Source organism: Profundicola chukchiensis, assembly GCF_029664245.1.
GTDB lineage: Bacteria > Bacteroidota > Bacteroidia > Flavobacteriales > Weeksellaceae > Profundicola > Profundicola chukchiensis.
This window is the reverse complement of the sequence record NZ_JANAIE010000003.1, coordinates 74,572-93,776: the sequence shown is the minus strand read 5'-3', so window position 1 is coordinate 93,776 and position 19,205 is coordinate 74,572. Positions and strand designations below refer to the sequence as shown.

The window sequence follows — 19,205 nt, the reverse complement described above, 5'->3', positions numbered from 1 at the left end:
AAATTTAAAATTAATTATGTAAACATAAACATAAACAATATTAGTTTTAAATACTTGACATTTTTGTGCTTAAAACATATTGCAAACGTGCATTTGTATGTAGTATAAGTTACCTTTTATCTTTAGTATCTCTGATAACTTTGTTTAAAATAATTGATATGCTACAATTCCTTATTAAATATAAGCTTTACTTCTTAGGTATTTTGGTGGGACTCATTGCCGGTTATGTGTATTATGCCCAAGTAGGATGCTTAACAGGATCATGTGCCATCACCTCAAACCCATGGGCGTCTACAGCTTATGGTGGTATATTTGGTTATTTTATAGCAGATTTTGCTGGTAAAAGAAAGAAGCCAGTTTTTGAAAATGAAGAGCTTGATACTAAATCACCTACAGATATTAATATCTAATTAGACTATAAACATAGTTTTATTAGGAGAAGTAAGTAAATAAATGGTTTGGAATTATAAGAACTTGCTTTAGCCAATTTTTCTTGAATGGCTTATCAATGCTATTTCTCTTATAACAAACTTTTTTAGTTAATATCACTTGATATATGCCTTAATCCTTTATTTTTGCAAGGTTAAAATAAGTTCAACCGAATAAAGATCCAATTTTTGTCTCTTAAAAAATTATATCCTTTAAAATTTACGCCAATTCAGCAACCCAAAATTTGGGGTGGCGATTTATTGCATCGTTTTCTTAATAAGGATGGGAGAGATGAACCTATTGGCGAAAGCTGGGAGATATCTAATGTGGATAATAATCACTCGGTTATTTCTAATGGAGAAGCTAAGGGCAAAACACTTCATGAGCTGATATTGGAGGAGAAAGATAGGATTTTAGGTGATGAAGTTTATGCAACTTATGGAGCTGATTTTCCCATTTTAATTAAATTTTTAGATGCCAAAGTTCAATTATCTATTCAGGTGCACCCCAACGATAAGTGGGCTAAAGAATTAGAGAATGGGCGTGGAAAAACTGAAATGTGGTATATTATGCATGCTGAAGAGGATGCTAATTTATACTTAGGTTGGAAAAAAGATTTATCTAAAGAAGAGATAGAAAAAGCACTGTTAGAAGGTAATGTAGAGAATTATCTTCAGAAATTTAATCCTAAAAAAGGCGATGTATATTATGTTCCGGCTACTACCGTGCACTCGATTGGTAAGGGTGTTGTGTTGGCCGAAATACAGCAAACCTCTGATATCACTTATCGATTATTTGACTTTAATCGTAAAGAGAAAGGAGAGCCAAGAGATCTACATATCGAAAAAGGATTGAAAGTAATGAATCCTAATTTTATTCCTGATTTAAAAAAGGAATATAATCCTATTGATAATCAAGTGGTGGATGTGGTAGATGAAGAATATTTTTGCATGAAATTTATTTCGCTTACCGATACCATAGAAGTTGAAACTAAACAAACTTTTCAGATTTATATAGGGATTTCAGGAACTTCTAAGTTTGATGTAGATGGAGAAATCACGGAATTACAAAAAGGAGAAACCTTGTTGATCCCTGCTAAAATGAAGGATTTTAGTATTCAATCCGAATCTGCTGAGTTACTTTGTGTAACTACTTAATCTACTCATCATCCTCATTTTCTTCTGGATCGGGTAGTTTATAAATTCTATTTAATTGCTTCTTTAATTGTGTAAAGCGCACAAAACCAATCATTAATATGATGATGCTCACGCCAAGGCAAGTAATACCGATATAGGGCATTCCTTTAAAATCTTCCATTCCTAGAAAAGCAATTCCTGCAATTATCAGATATAAGGCCGACCTTACATAAGTCAAAAGAGTTCGCTCATTTGCAAGTTTAGTTCGCTGCAGAGCCAAGTGATCACGTAAAATTATTTTTTCCTTTACGTCATATTCATCGGTGAATTTGATGAGTTTTTTGACTTGTCTTTTACTATTTCTAAATTTTTTGGACATAATTCTATCTTGAATCCAATACAAATTTATCTAAACTTAAGCATCATTTCTATTTATGCCAGCTAATTCTTTTATAAGAAGTGTATTTCATGCTACAGATAAAATTAAAAAATAGTTTTAACTTTATTTGATAACTAGATAACTCATCAAAATTGAATTCATGAAAAAATTATTAATCTTCAGTTTCCTTAGCTTTTTTATTCTGTCTTGTGAAAAGAAAGATGAAACGAGCTCTACACAAGAAATAAATACTTCCTCAATCGGTGAAACAACCGATTTCTTAACCAAAGGACAAGAAATTGCCATGAACTCTCAAAAAGCTTTGGGAAGTCAATTGATGGCTAAATTGCAAGAAGGTGGACCCATCCATGCTTTAGAGTTTTGTTCAGTAGAAGCTATTCCCATTACGGATAGTTTGTCTAAAGTTCATAATGTCAATATTTCTCGTGTTTCAGATAAAAACAGAAATCCTAATAATGAAGCCAGTCATGCACAATTAGATTATATGGATTTGGTTAAAAATCAACTGAAACATGGGGAAAAACCTATGCCTTTAATGGAGCCAACAAGTAAAACCCCAAAGGCTTATTATCCTATTGTCACCAACGCTATGTGTTTGCAATGCCATGGAACTCCAGGAAAAGAAATGTCTGAAGAAACTTATGCTAAAATTCAAGAATTATATCCTGATGATAAGGCAATCGGTTATAAAGACAATCAACTTCGTGGAATTTGGGTAATTGAAATGATGAATCAGTGATTGTCTTCCAGGAAATTATCTAATTGAATACAAGCTTCTTCATAGCCCATATTGAATATTTGATCTAAATTAGATTTAGATAAAACGTTAAAACTATTTAAAGCTTTAGGAGCAATTAGCACATCACATTGATTTAAATTCTTTTTTGAGATGGCATTTCTCATGATTAAGTAAGATCTAAGCAATACGCTGCGAGTGCTTTTTAGATTTTTATCAGATATTTCTTGAAGTGGATTTACATAAACTCCGATGATGTTATCAGATAGGGGGATCAAAGGTTCGACTGGCAAATTGTTGGTGACACCTCCATCACACAATAATCTGTTTTTAAATTTTATTGGTGAAAACACGCCAGGAATTGAAGCCGAAGCAATTAAGGGTAAAATAAGTTCACCCTCAAAGTAAAATCTAGTTTTAGCTTCTATCAAATCAGTGGTTCCTACAAAAAGTGGAATCTCTAAAGATTCAAAACTATCTTCTTTGAATATGTCTTTAAAAAGAGGAACGAATTTAGAGCTATCTAAAAGACCAGCTTTTTGAAAAGTATAATTTTTATAAGAAACAACATCGGCTTGTTTTAAAAAGCTGAATACGTCTTTCCATCCTAATCCAGCGGCAAATAAAGCTCCAATTATAGCCCCAGCACTAGTGCCAGAAATAAAACTAGGACGAATATTTCTTTCTTCCATAGCTTTTAAAACTCCAATGTGGGCGGCGCCTCTGTATCCACCACCCGAAAGAACTAAACCAATTTTATTGTCTTCATACATAAGTCTAAAGATAAAAAAAAGTGAGAACTAAACATTCTCACTTTATGATTATTTGAACCCGATGATTAATTCGGTAGATGATCTTTGTATTTACCATAAACAAAGGTTCCGAGTACAGCACTCAATATGCTCACAATGATTACCGTATATCCATATCCGAAATTAGCAAAAAGAGGTCCCGGACAAGCTCCTGTCATTGCCCAGCCTAATCCGAATATGAAACCACCGAAAACTTGCCCTTTTCTAAACTCTTTAGGGCTGATTTTGACACTTTCACCATAAATGGTTTTTAAATTAAATTTCTTAATAATGAATACAGAAATTATCCCAATAATGACTGCAGACCCAATCACTCCATACATATGAAATGATTCAAACCTGAACATTTCTTGGATTCTAAACCAACTTACTAACTCAGCTTTAACGATGATGACTCCAAACCAAATACCTAATAAAAGATACTTTAAATTATACCACCATGGATGCTTTTGCTCGCTTTCGTTGACACAAGCAGTCCCTTCTCTTAATGTTTTCTCTTGTAAGTTCATCTGATTATAGGTTTAAGATTAAAGGTAAGATTAGGTGTGTCATAAAGATTCCACCCAACATGAAGAATATGGTAGCTACCAAAGAAGGCCATTGTAAATTAGACATGCCCATAATAGAATGTCCACTTGTACATCCACCAGCGTATCTAGTTCCGAATCCAACCAAGAAACCACCCACTACAAGAAGTATAAAACCTCTTAAAGTAAATAATCCTTCCCAAGAGAAAATCTCTGTTGGTTCATAACCTTGCGCAGTGCTAATATTAAATTGGTCTAAATACTCTGTTAAAGATGGTGCAACAACAATATTTTCGGGGTTGTGTAACAATAAAAATGAAATAAAACCGCCTAATATGATTCCTCCAACAAAGAATAAATTCCAAGCTTCTTTTTTCCAATCATAATTGAAGAAGGGAATTTTATTGGGAATACAAGCTGCGCAAGTATGTCTTAAGGAAGAGCTAATTCCAAAAGATTTGTTGCCAATAAGTAATAAGAAAGGCACTGTTAATCCAATTAATGGACCTGCCACATACCAGGGCCAAGGTTGTTTTAAAAACTCTAACATATATCTATTTCTATTTTTAAATTATTAAAGATTTAGATTCAAAAGGAAACTAATCCTATCTCTAAATTGAAGTTGCGAAGATATAGAAAGAGCTGATGGAGGGGCGTAACTTGAGTTACCTTGGTCTATACTAAGAGTTTAAAAAAGCCTTAAGAATTATTAGGTTTTTTATCGATGGACTCTTTGATTTTTTCTGATAGAGTATCTTTCTTTTTTTCAATATGAACCGGGAAGAAAAAACTCCATGGATCTGTTTTGATTTCCTGAATTACCGATAAGCTCAGAGGTTTTAGTTCTCTTAATGGTACATTCTTGGATTTGAAAGCCAATAATAAGGATAGGCCAAAACTCACAATAAAGTTCATAAATCCAATTAATCCAATTCCAAGGATTGACCAAAACCAAGTTTCTGCAGACAGTTCAGCTTGCGAACCGAATAAAGCTAAACCAAAGTTACCCGCCGCAAAGGTGATGTGCCTAATGTCTAAGTCTAAACCTAAAAACACTCCAATCGATGCAGTGGATCCCATGAAAACACCAAACCAAAGGTTAGAAATAACTCCGGCCCATTTGTTATCATACCAAGTTTTTAATTTTTCTGCTCTCCTTAGTCCAAAGGTCCATTTTAAGGTTGGATTGTCGGCTAATCTTTTTGAAATCCCATAAAACTTGTTGCGGTTGGCTACTTGACCTGCTATAATTCCAGAAATAAATAAAAATACACCCGCAATTCCTGCATGAAATAATGCCTTTGATGTAGTTGGGTTTAAGTCATACAATAATTTAGGCCAAGCCTTAATAGTGATGTCATTTCCGGTGAGTAAATAAATAATGTAAACACCTAACGAGGCTACAATCATGGCCATAACTACGTTACCGACAAAAGCAATAAATTGAGTTCTAAATAAATGAGAGAAATAAACCGCAAAGGCTTTATAACGATACCTTGCTTTTACATCCAGATTGATTCCTTTTTCTATCAAATCAACTAAAGTAGAAGCAGTCATAGCAGGTTGCTTGGTTGCTAAAGTGAAGCCCATTAAATAAAGGACCATAAAACCAATTGAATAGTTGAGTGAATAAAAGAAAGCATGTCCAAAATCACTCACCTGCAAATCGGTAAGCAATAATTTAATGATACATAAAATACCAACAATAAATCCACCACCCAAAGCGGTGTACAGCATTTTCCAATATTCTTTAACGCTCGAGGAAATATATTTTTCTCCTGTTTTTGCCTTATGCGAACTAATTTCTGACGCCACCAACCTTGTTGAATCCGACACAAACTCCATCAGCTTTTTACGACTCGAGTGAATCTCCATTAAGATATAAAACAAGTGTGTTAATTTTATATTTTTGATGTCTTCCTCTTCTTTCACAAGTAGGGGAAGCATCAACTCGATACGTTTTAATTGCTCTCGGATTCTATTTATATCTCGATTGGTTTGCAGTGTGATTCCATAGGTTTCACTTCCTTTATAAGCTTTCGCTAAATAGTTTTTACACTGCTGAAGTAAGACATAAATCTGCTTATAATCCTCGTCGTCTTTGCTTTTTAGTTCGTTGTTTGAACTCGCTTTATCCCACAAATCCTCAATTTCTCGATACAATGCAACAAAGGGAGAATTCTTGTTTTGATAAGAGGGCGTAAGGTTGACAATATCTTTTTCCAATGCCGATCCACTTGCGCGTAAGGCAATCACTACCACCGAATAATAAATTTGCCACATACTTCCTTCTTGCTCAAAAGAAGTATCTATTTCTGGCACTTCTAAAACATCAAAAAGTCGAACTAATTGATTGTAATCTATAGATGTAACCCATTGAAAATCATTTTTCTGATGAAATACTTGCTTAAACAAATATCTCATCTTTCTAGAATCAGAGGTTTCTGGTAGAATTTTATCGGTAAGTCGTTTTCTAAACTCGCGTCCAAAACTTTCTTCCGATGGCAGACCAACATCTGTAATCATTTCTGTGAAGAATCGATCCTTGAAAAGTGTATCTAAGTAGTTCTTAAAACTCTCTTTATAATCAGGGTTTTCCTCTAAGATTTTGATGAGTTTTTCTAGGCCAACTTTTGCAGCATTTTTTTTCGGACGTATGGTATTTACAATCAATACCAATAAGTTCACTTGGTCGTTTACCAAATCCCATCCTTGATTTTTTGTAAAATAGGTGGAGAAAATATCTTCTAAACTAGATTTGTTGATATGACTCTTGTGCAGGGGCATTAGAAAAGGTTTTTATGCTTAAAGCTTAAAGGTTTTTCAACTATTAAAAATAGAGAAATTCTTTTTAAGCATCATCCTATTGATGAGGTTTAACGGCGCAAAAGTACATTTAATAATCATATTAAAAAGAAATATATACTTATAGGTTGATTAGCTTATTTAGATATAACGACTTTAAATTAGCTCCTGATCGGAGCATTTTCATTAAAAATCAAGTCTATTCATTTAATAATTTAATTTTATTAATTAACTTGGACGTTCTTTAGAATTAACTAATTAAGAAGTGATTTCTACTTCTTTTATTACATAAATATTTGCACATGCAAGACAACTTTTCTCTTAAAGTAAACGATGAATATAGCTATTCGCTTACTCCAAAAGATGCAGAAGAATTAGACGTTTTAGCTTTAGATGAAACGAATTTCCATCTGCTTAAAGATCATAAATCATATAAGATTAATATGTTAGATTCCAACTATCATCAAAAGAAATACTCCGTTGAGGTAAATGGCAACCTTTATCAGGTTGATATTTCCGATGCGTTGGATCAACTTATTAAAGAACTAGGATTTGAGGTTGGTGAGAGCAAAAAAGTGAATGCTGTTCATGCACCTATGCCTGGTCTAATTTTCGACATCATGGTGAATGTTGGTGAGGAAGTGACCGAAGGACAATCTCTATTGATTTTAGAAGCCATGAAAATGGAAAACGTAATTTCTTCGCCAAGAGATGGTGTGATCAAAGAAATTCACGTGAGCAAAGGTCAAGCGATTGAGAAGAAATTTTTAATGATTGAATTCGAATAAGCAAGTATGAGAAAGATATTAGTAGCAAATCGTGGTGAAATCGCGATGAGAGTCATGAAGTCCGCTAGAAAAATGGGAATTAAAACCGTAGCGGTTTATTCTGTAGCGGATAGAAACGCACCTCATGTTAAATTTGCAGATGAGGCAGTTTGTATTGGAGAAGCTCCTTCTTCAGAATCTTACTTGCGCGCAGATAAAATTTTAGAAGTCGCTAAATCATTAAACGTAGATGGAATTCATCCGGGTTATGGGTTCTTAAGTGAGAATGCTGATTTTGCAGAAAAAGTTACAGCAAGCGGAATTACTTTCATCGGTCCAAAACCACATGCTATTCGGGTAATGGGAAGTAAGTTGGCAGCTAAAGAAGCCGTGAGTCACTATGATATTCCAATGGTTCCGGGTATTGATGAAGCTATTACAGATGTAGAAAAAGCTCGTTCTATAGCCAAAGAGATTGGATTCCCAATTTTAATTAAAGCATCTGCCGGTGGAGGTGGAAAAGGAATGCGCGTAGTTGAGAAAGAAGAGGATTTAGAATCTCAAATGAATCGTGCAATTTCTGAAGCAACTTCGGCTTTTGGGGATGGTTCAATTTTTATTGAAAAATATGTCACCTCACCACGTCATATTGAGATCCAAGTGTTAGCCGATGAGCATGGAAATGTGGTTCATCTTTTCGAACGCGAATGTAGTGTTCAAAGACGTCATCAGAAAGTAGTTGAAGAAGCTCCTTCTAGTGTTTTAACACCAGAAAAGAGAGCCGAAATGGGTAAGGCTGCAGTTGCAGTTGCTAAGGCTTGTGACTATGTAGGCGCTGGAACGGTTGAGTTTTTAATCGATGGAAATTTAGATTTTTATTTCCTAGAAATGAATACGCGTCTGCAAGTTGAGCATCCTGTAACGGAGATGATTACTGGAAAGGATTTGGTTGAATTACAAATCAGAATTGCAAGAGGAGAAAAATTACCATTCGCACAAGAAGACTTAACTTTTAAAGGACATGCACTAGAATTAAGAGTTTATGCAGAAGATCCAGTAAAAGACTTCTTGCCAAGCGTAGGTGTTTTGGAGACTTATAAGTTACCTCAAGGTGAAGGAATTAGAGTGGATAATGGATTTGAAGAAGGAATGAAGATTCCAATTTACTATGATCCAATGATTTCTAAATTAATAACTTATGGTGAAAATAGAGAAGAAGCGATTGCTAAAATGATTGAGGCGATTGATGCTTATAAAGTAGAGGGTGTTGAAACAACTTTATCTTTCGGGAAATTTGTTTGCCAGCACGAAGCTTTTGTGAGTGGTGATTATGATACAGGTTTTGTGAAAGACCATTATACGCCAGAAGCATTACATGTAGAGCCAGAAAAAGAGGCTGAAGTAGCAGCGCTAATGGCTGTTTATCAGTATTTAAAAGATCAAAAATTAGTTCGCTTACCAAAATAAGATTTTAATGAAAACGAAGATAAAAACATTACAAGAGAAATTAGATCTTGCGTATTTAGGCGGAGGAGAAAAACGAATAGAAAAGCAGCATCAAAAGAAGAAATTAACGGCTCGTGAGCGAATTTTATATTTATTAGACGAAGGTTCTTTTGAAGAGATTGGTGCTTTGGTTACACATAGAACCAAGGATTTCGGGATGGAAGACCAAAAATTCTATGGCGATGGTGTAGTAACAGGTTACGGAACAATCAACGGTAGATTGGTTTATGTTTTCGCACAAGACTTTACTGTATTTGGTGGTTCTTTATCAGAAACACATGCCGAGAAAATCTGCAAAGTGATGGATATGGCTTTGAATGTTGGCGCGCCTATGATTGGTCTTAATGACTCGGGTGGAGCAAGAATTCAAGAAGGTGTTCGTTCATTGGGTGGATATGCAGATATATTCTATCGCAACGTGCAAGCGTCGGGAGTGATTCCTCAAATTTCTGCAATTATGGGACCTTGTGCAGGTGGAGCAGTTTACTCGCCAGCCATGACCGACTTCACGATGATGGTGCAGAATACGAGTTATATGTTCGTGACAGGTCCAAACGTGGTCAAAACAGTTACCAACGAGGAAATTACCTCAGAAGAATTAGGAGGTGCAAGTACGCATTCAACTAAATCTGGAGTAGCGCATACGGTTTCTGCTAATGATGTTGAATGTTTAGAAGACTTAAAAAAGTTATTGAGCTACATTCCACAGAACAACAAGGAAAAGCCAGAAACTTTAGAATATACTTTAGGTGAAGAAATTCGCGAAGAGTTAATGGATATTGTTCCAGATAATGCGAACAAGCCATATGATATGAAAGCGGTGATTGAAGGAATTATTGACCATGATTCTTTCTATGAAATTCATAAAGATTACGCTGAAAATATTATTGTTGGTTTCGCGCGTTTAGGTGGAGAAAGCATCGGTATTGTAGCGAATAATCCAATGTTCTTAGCGGGAGTTTTAGATGTGAATTCTTCTAAAAAAGCGGCTCGTTTTGTTAGATTCTGCGATTGTTTCAATATTCCATTATTGGTATTAGAAGACGTTCCGGGATTCTTGCCAGGTACAGACCAAGAGTGGAATGGAATCATCGTAAACGGAGCTAAATTACTTTATGCATTTAGTGAGGCAACTGTTCCAAGAGTGACGGTAATTACGCGTAAAGCATATGGAGGAGCATATGATGTAATGAACTCGAAACATATTGGTTCTGACATGAACTATGCTTGGCCATCGGCTGAAATTGCAGTAATGGGAGCTAAAGGTGCAGCAGAGATTATCTTTAAAAATGAAATTGCTAAAGCAGACGACAAACAAGCCAAATGGTTAGAAAAAGAAGCTGAATATGCTGAGTTATTTGCTAATCCTTATTCTGCAGCCGAAAGAGGATTTATAGATGAAGTGATTTTACCAAATCAAACACGCAAAAAGTTAATCAAAGCTTTCGCGATGTTAGAAAATAAAAAAGTTAACAAACCAGATAGAAAACATGGGAATATTCCATTATAATTGAAATAAATATTAAATATTTCATAAAACGTCGAAAAGTATCCATTAATTGAGAAATTAATTAGACTTTTCGGCGTTTTTATATATACAATGGTTAGAAAGATAAGTGTAGTTTTGGGTTTAATGATGTTTGTTTGGAGCTCTGCCCAAGAATTTCAAATCAAACAAGACGATGATGATATTCTGTTCTTCAATGAATCAGAACAAACCTATGAAGTATGGCTTCGAGTGCAAGACACTGCATATAGTGAGATAGTTTTGCCAGGTCAAATGAAGAAAATTATCAATTCATCTCATTTAACAAAGGAGGATTTACGTAATTCAGAAATAATCCAAGCCTATTCCTATAGAGCTTTGGCACAGGATGTTTTACTTTCTTTAGATGGTTTTTATGATCGATTAGATAAGAGTAGAAAATTACTCAATCGTGGCTCTAAAGAGGTGAATCAGCCATTTTATAGAATGGATGTTTTCGATGAGTTTTTAGAGCTTGAAGAGCAAAAGCGACAAAAACAAAATCTAAAATCTTCTCAGCTAGAGAATTTCGTAGCTAGTTCTGTGCTTCCGAAGTCGAAAAATCTAATGGCTAAAACCAATAGAGATAACAGTAAAAGTCAAAAAGCCTTACTGAGTGTGGTGAGTAAATTTGTGGCTACAAAAGTTAAGCACGAAGGCGAGCTGCCTGCCTTTTTGGATGAGATGAACAAAATTGAGACTTTGTTTTATCAATATTTAAATGAAGATAATCAGACGCAGGAATTAGGTAGTTTAGAGGAAAATGACTTTAAATTATTCACCAATAACCCCGGAACTGAATTAGGAGTTTATATTACTACTAATAGCTTTGGTAAAATAGAGAGGTACGATTATCCCGAGATGGATACACGCGGATTTAACTTTGAAGTGTTTGCAAGTCAGCGTTTTCACCAAATGAGGGTTTCTAAACGAAGAACTTTAAACTATCACGCGGCAGCAAGTTATTTGAGTTTAAAAGACAAGGGATTTGACTTGAAAAAGAGTTTCATCACTTTTGGTCCTCAAGTTCGTTATACGGGTTATTATGAAAATCAAGTTGCTTTAATTGGAGAAGGTGGTTTAGTAATGGACATCACCGCCGATAAATACATGATGCCAAAGGATAAAAAGCAGTTTGGATATTATTTGGGAGGTGAGATATCGTTATTGTTTGTTAGAATTGGTGTTAGATACTACGACCGACTTACAGAGCCTGAATTATCACCAGAAGGAAAATTATTTTATCGTTTAGGATTGGTAGCTAAATTTTAATTTAAAACTTTTTCAAAGGCTTTTCTAGCATCGCCTCTAAAGTAAACTTCGCCACAATATTGATATCCAGTTTGATCTAAAATTCGGAGCATCGCGGGATTGTCGTAGTTCGTGTCCACACGAATACTAAAGGTTTCTTTAGCGATGGCTAATTGTTCTATTTCGTGCATTAAGATTTTAGCAAATCCTTGTCCTTTCCCTTTCTCCGACACGGCAATTCTATGAACAACCACATAGTTTTGATCGCTTAACCAAGTTCCTTCAATCTGTTCGTAGGCAGGTTCAATATCAAAAATGACTGCGGCATATGCCATGATTCCATTTTCGTTGGAAAGAACATGGGCATAGGAATTATTAATGTCCGTTCTGACACTATCTATATTCGGATAGCCATCTTGCCATTGTTTGCTTCCGTCGGCTTTGCGCGAAGCAATCGCAAATTGAATAATTTGCCAAATTTCATTTAAATCTGATAAATTGGCTTGTCTAAACTCAGTTTGAGATGTCATGGATTTTAATTTTCTTGGTCCAAAATACAATTTTAAAATGTAAAACATGGGCTTTAATTGTAGATTAGCAGTCTAATACTAACTTAAAATTAGTTTGAAAGTAATTCAACAACATATCGTTCCCAAAGTCGAAAAATCAATTCGATTACAAGAATATGCAGTTGATTTATTTAATGAAATTCCAACCAAATCAGCTGTTAAAAAAGGCATTAAAAAAGGCTTAATCTTAGTTAATGGAAAAACGACAACTACTGCACATTTTGTTCAAGAAAATGATGTTATTGAGTTATTAGAAATTCAAAAAACTAAGCAAAAAGTTTATGAATTAGAGTTGGAGGTTTTGTTTGAAGATGATTATTTAGCAGTTATCAACAAACCCGCTGGGATTTCAGTAAGTGGAAATAAGTTTGCCACCATTGCCAATGCTTTGATACCGCATATTCAGCCTAGTTCTCAAGCTGATGCAGTACAGCCCTTTCCTGTGCATCGATTAGATTATCCTACGAGTGGTTGTTTAATTATAGCTAAAACCGCAAAAGCTAAAAGAGAATTACACGCTATGTTCGAGGATCATAAGATTCAAAAAATTTATCGAGCGGTCAGTATTGGCAAAATGAAAGACACAAAAGGAGAGATAGACTCTGATGTGGATGAAAAGACGGCGTTTACCACATATAAAGTTCTTCAATCCTTAAAATCAGAAAAATTTGAAGCCTTAAATTTAGTCGAATTATATCCTCAAACCGGTCGTAAACATCAATTGCGTCAACATCTATTTTCTTTAGGAAACCCGATTATGGGCGATCAGAAATATTATTTAGAAAATAAAAAACATCAAGGATATGGTTTATATTTACATGCATTTGCTTTAGAATTTATTCATCCTTTTACGCAGGAAAAATTAAAGCTAAAGTCACAAATGCCTAAAAAATTTATTAGATTGTTTCCTGATTTTGAAGAGGCTTAATGCATTGATAAACAATAAGACAAGTTGGGCTAAATAAATTATCTGTAAATTTGCAATGCAAGCATAATAAATTATGAAAGATATTACCGAGATTTTAAATATAAAATATCCTCTGATTATGGCGCCTATGTTTTTGGTTTCCAATACAGCCATGGTGATAGAAGGTATGAAAATGGGCGTAGCGGGATGTATTCCTGCTTTAAATTACAGAACCATAGAGGAGTTGGTAGCTGCGATTGAGGAATTAAAACAAGCAAAAACTGAAAATGGTGCTTTTGGGTTTAACTTAATTGTAAATAAATCCAATCCTAAATTCCCAGCACAATTAGATGCTATTTGTGAGCATGGTGCGGATTTCATTATTACATCTTTAGGAAAGCCAGATGAGGTGATTAGAAAAGCTCATGCCAAGGGAATCAAGGTTTTTTGTGATGTAACTAATTTAAGTTATGCTAAAAAGGTAGAAGAATTAGGTGCAGATGCTTTAATCGCTGTAAACAATCAAGCGGGTGGGCATAGAGGAAATATAGATCCAGAAGTATTAATTACTGAACTTAAAGCTAATTGTAACATTCCGGTTATTTCGGCGGGTGGAGTTGGTAATTACGAACAATATCAACATGTAATGTCCTTAGGAGCTGCTGGAGTTTCTGTAGGAAGTCCATTTATTGCAAGTGTGGAATCTGGAGTCAACGAAGAATACAAACAGGCTTGTGTGGATTATGGCGAAGAAGATATTGTAATGACTCAGAAGATTTCGGGGACGCCATGTACAGTTATTAATACGCCATATGTTCAGAAAATTGGAACAGAAACCACTTGGTTAGAAGATTTTTTGAACAGATATAAAAGTTTAAAGAAATATGTTAAGATGCTGAGGTTTATGAAAGGGACCAATGCTGTGACCAAAGCAGCAACACAAGCAACTTATAAAACCGTTTGGGTTGCAGGGCCAACTATTGAGGAAACAAAAGCGATTGAACCTACGCAGGATATTGTTAAAAGAATATTAGGCCTTTCTTGAATTGGCTAAATTTTTGAAGGAAAGAAAATAAAATTTATTGATGAAGAAATTTATTTCACTATTAAGTATAGTCTTGATTTTAGCGTCATGCTCAACTAAGCAAGCTAACCAAGATGAAGTAGAAACAACAGAAAAAGTTATGAATTCAGAGAAAAAAGATTTAAATTATCAAGAGGTGGAGATTGATGGGGAACCAGCTTTAGTTGGTGAGATCAACCAAGAAATGCTTCAAGGCGAAAACTACAATACTTGGTATTCATTCTTCAAGGAAGATTACAAAACAAACTCAGAAATTGTCGCTGAGCTTAAAGATAAAATCAAGGACTACGATGTTAAGGTTTTCATTGGAACTTGGTGTCCAGATTCACAAGACAAAGGACCAGCTTTCTTTAAAGTGTTAGAAGAAGCAGGCTATGATATGAGTAAAGTACAAATGTTCAGTTTAGATAGAGACAAAAAAGGATTAAACGGAGAAGAAGCTAAATACGGAGTTTCTCATGTGCCTACTTTCTTATTCTTGAAAGAAGGTGAAGAAGCCGGAAGAATCGTTGAAAATCCTATTAATTCTATCGAAGAAGATGTTCGTGATATTCTAAACGGAACGCCACAAACGCCTAATTACGCAGAATAATTGAACAAGATTAAACCTTTCATTAAATATATCGCAGCCTTTGTTGCTGGGATTATACTCACTTATTTTATTGTCAACTGGACAAAGAAAGACACCAAAGTTGAAGCCACACATACCATAGCTTATGGTATCGAACGCTTGAATAAAATGGTAGTGGCTGAACAGAATTATGCGAATTTTTATTCTCATAAGAGCAAGACAAGTTACATGGGTGATTTGTTTTCCTTTGATAAAAATCTTCTGTTGAAAGTTGATATTAGAGCACAGGCGAGTTATGATTTAAAGCAAATGAAGGTTGAGTTAGATTCCATCAACGAAACGATATATATTCGTTCGATTCCTGAACTAAAACTTGAGACTTTCTCTGATGTAGAGTTTTTTGAAATGAATCAAAGTAGATTAAATCAATTTACGAAAGATGAAATTAATGGAATCAAAAAAAGAGCGGTAGAGGAGGTTAAAAAGACCATAGATCAGACAGATTTAAAGCAGCAAGCTCATGAGCAGTTGATTTCGAACCTAGAAGACATTTATCTTTTAGCTAAGATTTATGGTTGGAAGATAGAAGATACGACGAAATACGCTCAGGAACTAGAGCAGAAAGTTAAGTTTTAGGCTTCACTTAAATAATTTTAGAATTGGAAGAAATCAAGTATTTCTTCCAATTTTTTTATACCTTGAAATATGGAAAACAAGATACGCTGTGCTTGGACCGAAGCTGGTGACGAGAAATATATTGCCTACCACGACAATGAGTGGGGAAAACCGGTTCATGACGATCAAACGCATTATGAATTTTTGGTTTTGGAGAGTTTTCAATCTGGTTTAAGCTGGAAAACGATTCTCAATAAACGAGATAACTTTAGAAAAGCATTTGCTGATTTTGATTATAAAAAAGTAGCGAATTTTAATGAAGCAAAAGTTGAAGAATTATTGCAAAATCAAGGAATCGTTAGAAATCATCTTAAGATTAGAGCAGCAATTAACAATGCTCAACGTTTACAAGAGGTTCGGCAAGAGTTTGGAAGTTTTGATAGCTACATTTGGAGTTTCACAAATAATAAAGTTATAATAGGCCATTGGAAAAATAAATCAGAAGTACCAGCAACGACTGATTTGTCTGATAAAGTGGCTAAGGACTTAAAGAAAAGAGGGTTTAAGTTTTTAGGAAGTACAACGGTTTATGCTTATTTACAAGCCACTGGCATCATAAACGATCACACGACGGATTGCTTTTGCTATAAGAATGAATAGCGCATAGAATGCTATATTTTTTTGAATTCATACATTTGCCAAATAGAAATGATTTATGCCTGAAAATAAAAAGTTTAAAAAAGACGCACTTAGATATCATAGTGCTTATCCAAAAGGGAAAATAAAAGTAGTTCCTACTAAAAACCATAGCACCCAAAGAGATTTGTCTTTGGCTTATTCTCCGGGAGTTGCTGCACCATGTTTAGAGATACAAAATGATGTTCGCAAGGCGTATGATTACACGGCAAAAGGAAATCTAGTTGCTGTAATTAGTAATGGAACGGCCGTTTTAGGTTTAGGAGATATTGGTCCTGAGGCTTCAAAACCGGTGATGGAAGGGAAAGGATTGTTGTTTAAAATTTTCTCAGATATAGATGTTTTTGACATCGAAATCAACGAAAAAGATCCAGAAAAGTTTGTTGAAATCGTCAAGGCGATCTCGCCAACCTTTGGTGGAATTAACTTAGAAGACATCAAAGCGCCCGAAGCTTTTTATATTGAGCAAAAACTAAAAGAGGAATTGAATATTCCTGTCATGCACGATGACCAGCACGGAACAGCTATTATCTCAACTGCTGCTTTAAAAAATGCTTTAGAAATCGCTGATAAAAAGGTAGAGGACGTTAGAGTAATTGTTAATGGCGCCGGAGCAGCAGCTATTTCATGTACAAATCTTTACAAAATTTTAGGTGTTAAAGCCGAAAATATCATCATGTGTGATAGTAAAGGTGTGATTTCTACCAAAAGAACCGACTTAAATGAGCAAAAACAGGCTTATGCGGTGGATACAGATAAAACTACTTTGGCTGAGGCTGTTGATGGAGCAGACGTATTTATCGGTTTATCGGTGGGTGGAGTTTTAACCCCAGAAATGTTGCTTACGATGGCAGATAATCCTATCGTTTTTGCTTTAGCTAATCCAGAGCCGGAAATTGAATATAAATTAGCGATGGACACCCGCGATGATGTTATTATGGCAACAGGGCGAAGTGATTATCCTAATCAGGTTAACAACGTTTTGGGATTCCCATATATCTTTAGAGGAGCTTTAGACGTTCAAGCCGAAAAAATCAATGAGGAAATGAAAATGGCAGCGGTTCATGCCTTGAGCGATTTAACCAAAGAGCCAGTTCCAGAGTTAGTTTTATTAGCTTATAACAACAAAAACTTATCGTTCGGAGCAGAATATATTATTCCAAAACCTTTTGATAATAGATTAATAACTAAAGTATCTATGGCTGTTGCTAAAGCAGCAATGGATTCTGGTGTTGCCCAAAAACCTATTGATGATTGGGTAGCTTATGAAGAGCATTTATTGGCTAGAATGGGTAGCGATCAGAAGTTAATCAGAATGATGCAGAATCGTGCTCGAGCTAATAAGAAAAGAGTTGCACTTACCAATGCAGAAGAATATAATGTTTTAAAGGCAGCTCAAATTTTACATGATGACGGTCTTGCAACTCCAATTCTTTTAGGAAATAGAAAGAAAATCAAGCAATTGATGGAGGATTCTGCTATAGAAGTAGATTTTGAAATTATCGACCCAAGATCCGATGATTTTGAAATGATGCGTGAGAGATATGCTCATTTATATTGGGAAAAACGTAACCGAAAAGGAACCACATTGTACGAGGCGAGAAGAGCCATGCGCAACCGCGACTATTTCGGTGCAATGATGGTAGAAACGGGTGATGCTGATGCATTCTTATCTGGATACTCTAAGAGTTATTCTAATGCTTTAGTTCCGCTTTTACAAGTGATTGGTAAAGATAAAACGGTAGAGAAAGTATCGGGAATGATGATTCTTTTAACTAATAGAGGGCCTATGTTCTTTGCCGATACTGCCATTATCAAAAGACCAGACTGGAAGGATTTGGTGAGAATTGCAAGAATGACTTCTTATGTAGTGAAGAGTTTAGGGATAGAGCCTGTGGTTGCGATGTTGTCTTATGAAAATTTCTCGGCAAGTGCAGAGTCATCTAAAGAAGTAGCCAAAGCTGTGTCGCATTTACATAGAGCTGTTCCCGAGTTGATTGTAGACGGAGAAATTCAGCCAGACTTTGCTTTAGATGAAGATTTAGTTTTAAGCGAGTTCCCATTCTCTAAATTAGCGGGTAAAAGGGTTAATACCATGATTTTCCCTAATTTATCTTCAGGAAATTTATCATATAAAATTTTGAGAGGAGTAGATAAGGCGCAGTCCATTGGACCTATTTTATTGGGAATGAATAAGCCTGTTCATATTTTGCAAATGCGTTGTAGTGTAGAGGAAATAGTTAACTTAGCAACCATCGCTGTTTTAGATGCTCAACAAAGAAATTCATGATTGCACAATTAAGAGGAAGACTTATTGAAATACATCCATCTCACGCCATAGTAGACTGTGGCGGAGTTGGATATCATGTCAATATTAGTCTTACAACCTACGGTAAAATTCAAAAAGAAGAAAATGTACTTTTCTATACCCATCATTTGGTGAGAGAAGATGCTCAAATTCTCTATGGTTTTGCTGATAAAGAGGAGCGATTTGTTTTTGAGCAATTAATCTCTGTAAATGGTGTGGGGCCAGCTTCTGGAATGATGATGATTTCTACCTTAAATCCGGGTGAAATTTATCATGCTATTGCCAACGAAGATGCCAAAACCTTACAATCTGTAAAGGGAATTGGAATCAAAACTGCTCAGAGAATTATCATTGATTTAAAAGATAAATTAGCGAAACTATCTGATTCAGAATTTATATCGTCTAGTTCAGAAAATAAAATTAAATTTGAAGCGTTAAGTGCTTTGGAGGTGTTGGGTATATCCAAGAAACAGTCTGAGAAGATTGTGCAAAAATTAATTACAGATACACCACAAATCACCTTAGAAGCCGTAATTAAAGAAACCTTGAAAAAACTCTAGC

The 19,205-nt window shown here is 35.0% G+C and carries 20 protein-coding genes; 14 read left to right on the top strand and 6 right to left on the bottom strand.

Annotated elements, in window-relative coordinates:
• Window positions 1-158 precede the first annotated feature (158 nt).
• Together NLM59_RS04825 and NLM59_RS04820 are read left to right on the top strand one after the other, a co-directional pair.
• A complete protein-coding gene (locus NLM59_RS04825) occupies window positions 159-410 on the top strand; it encodes a hypothetical protein (protein ID WP_304416618.1) in 252 nt (83 codons plus the stop codon).
• A gap of 207 nt (window positions 411-617) precedes the next feature.
• The gene (locus tag NLM59_RS04820; RefSeq protein WP_304416617.1) at window positions 618-1,586 is read left to right on the top strand and encodes a type I phosphomannose isomerase catalytic subunit; all 969 of its coding nucleotides are present in this window, start codon (window positions 618-620) and stop codon (window positions 1,584-1,586) included.
• Between the two features lies 1 nt (window position 1,587).
• On the opposite strand, the gene NLM59_RS04815 is transcribed toward NLM59_RS04820, so the two are convergent.
• Window positions 1,588-1,944 carry a YidH family protein gene (locus tag NLM59_RS04815; RefSeq protein WP_304416616.1) on the bottom strand — a complete coding sequence of 119 codons (357 nt, stop codon included), beginning with the start codon at window positions 1,942-1,944 and terminating at the stop codon, window positions 1,588-1,590.
• Window positions 1,945-2,104: 160 nt separating this feature from the next.
• Here NLM59_RS04815 and NLM59_RS04810 point away from each other — a divergent pair, with 160 nt between their 5' ends.
• Entirely contained in the window at window positions 2,105-2,704 is a 600-nt protein-coding gene (locus NLM59_RS04810; protein ID WP_304416615.1) for a Tll0287-like domain-containing protein, read from the top strand.
• Here the strand turns inward: NLM59_RS04810 and NLM59_RS04805 are convergent.
• The 4 genes from NLM59_RS04805 to NLM59_RS04790 form a co-directional block, all read right to left on the bottom strand.
• Window positions 2,698-3,474, bottom strand: coding sequence for a patatin-like phospholipase family protein (locus NLM59_RS04805; protein ID WP_304416614.1), 777 nt, complete (start codon window positions 3,472-3,474; stop codon window positions 2,698-2,700). The two genes, NLM59_RS04810 and NLM59_RS04805, sit on opposite strands and share 7 nt — an antisense overlap.
• Before the next feature lie 65 nt (window positions 3,475-3,539).
• Window positions 3,540-4,022: a DUF6691 family protein gene (locus NLM59_RS04800; protein WP_304416613.1), complete on the bottom strand. Its 483-nt coding sequence runs from the start codon at window positions 4,020-4,022 to the stop codon at window positions 3,540-3,542.
• Between the two features lie 4 nt (window positions 4,023-4,026).
• Complete coding sequence (locus tag NLM59_RS04795) at window positions 4,027-4,590, bottom strand: YeeE/YedE family protein (RefSeq protein ID WP_304416612.1); 564 nt, start codon at window positions 4,588-4,590, stop codon at window positions 4,027-4,029.
• 149 nt (window positions 4,591-4,739) lie between these two features.
• A complete protein-coding gene (locus tag NLM59_RS04790; RefSeq protein ID WP_304416611.1) occupies window positions 4,740-6,827 on the bottom strand; it encodes a recombinase in 2,088 nt (695 codons plus the stop codon).
• Window positions 6,828-7,147: 320 nt separating this feature from the next.
• Between NLM59_RS04790 and NLM59_RS04785 the strand changes: the two genes are divergently transcribed.
• The 4 genes from NLM59_RS04785 (at window position 7,148) to NLM59_RS04770 (ending at window position 11,915) form a co-directional block, all read left to right on the top strand.
• Entirely contained in the window at window positions 7,148-7,633 is a 486-nt protein-coding gene (locus tag NLM59_RS04785; RefSeq protein ID WP_304416610.1) for an acetyl-CoA carboxylase biotin carboxyl carrier protein subunit, read from the top strand.
• Window positions 7,634-7,639: 6 nt separating this feature from the next.
• On the top strand, window positions 7,640-9,079 hold the full coding sequence (gene accC / locus NLM59_RS04780) for an acetyl-CoA carboxylase biotin carboxylase subunit (RefSeq protein WP_304416609.1): 1,440 nt from the start codon (window positions 7,640-7,642) through the stop codon (window positions 9,077-9,079).
• Window positions 9,080-9,086: 7 nt separating this feature from the next.
• Window positions 9,087-10,628 carry an acyl-CoA carboxylase subunit beta gene (locus NLM59_RS04775; protein ID WP_304416608.1) on the top strand — a complete coding sequence of 514 codons (1,542 nt, stop codon included), beginning with the start codon at window positions 9,087-9,089 and terminating at the stop codon, window positions 10,626-10,628.
• A gap of 90 nt (window positions 10,629-10,718) precedes the next feature.
• Entirely contained in the window at window positions 10,719-11,915 is a 1,197-nt protein-coding gene (locus NLM59_RS04770) for a hypothetical protein (protein WP_304416607.1), read from the top strand.
• Here NLM59_RS04770 and NLM59_RS04765 read toward each other — a convergent pair.
• On the bottom strand, window positions 11,912-12,424 hold the full coding sequence (locus NLM59_RS04765) for a GNAT family N-acetyltransferase (RefSeq protein WP_304416606.1): 513 nt from the start codon (window positions 12,422-12,424) through the stop codon (window positions 11,912-11,914). The two genes, NLM59_RS04770 and NLM59_RS04765, sit on opposite strands and share 4 nt — an antisense overlap.
• 94 nt (window positions 12,425-12,518) lie before the next feature.
• Here NLM59_RS04765 and NLM59_RS04760 point away from each other — a divergent pair, with 94 nt between their 5' ends.
• From NLM59_RS04760 to ruvA, 7 genes are all read left to right on the top strand, one after another.
• A complete protein-coding gene (locus NLM59_RS04760) occupies window positions 12,519-13,391 on the top strand; it encodes an RluA family pseudouridine synthase (protein WP_304416605.1) in 873 nt (290 codons plus the stop codon).
• A gap of 73 nt (window positions 13,392-13,464) precedes the next feature.
• The gene (locus NLM59_RS04755; RefSeq protein ID WP_407986220.1) at window positions 13,465-14,415 is read left to right on the top strand and encodes an NAD(P)H-dependent flavin oxidoreductase; all 951 of its coding nucleotides are present in this window, start codon (window positions 13,465-13,467) and stop codon (window positions 14,413-14,415) included.
• 40 nt (window positions 14,416-14,455) lie between these two features.
• Window positions 14,456-15,046, top strand: a complete 591-nt coding sequence (locus NLM59_RS04750; RefSeq protein WP_304416604.1) for a thioredoxin family protein — start codon at window positions 14,456-14,458, stop codon at window positions 15,044-15,046.
• Complete coding sequence (locus NLM59_RS04745) at window positions 15,047-15,661, top strand: DUF4230 domain-containing protein (RefSeq protein ID WP_304416603.1); 615 nt, start codon at window positions 15,047-15,049, stop codon at window positions 15,659-15,661.
• 69 nt (window positions 15,662-15,730) lie between these two features.
• A complete protein-coding gene (locus NLM59_RS04740; RefSeq protein WP_304416602.1) occupies window positions 15,731-16,300 on the top strand; it encodes a DNA-3-methyladenine glycosylase I in 570 nt (189 codons plus the stop codon).
• A 55-nt stretch (window positions 16,301-16,355) separates the two neighbouring features.
• Entirely contained in the window at window positions 16,356-18,626 is a 2,271-nt protein-coding gene (locus NLM59_RS04735) for an NADP-dependent malic enzyme (RefSeq protein ID WP_304416601.1), read from the top strand.
• A complete protein-coding gene (gene ruvA / locus NLM59_RS04730) occupies window positions 18,623-19,204 on the top strand; it encodes a Holliday junction branch migration protein RuvA (RefSeq protein WP_304416600.1) in 582 nt (193 codons plus the stop codon). Before NLM59_RS04735 ends, ruvA begins: the two co-directional genes overlap by 4 nt.
• Window position 19,205 lies beyond the last annotated feature (1 nt).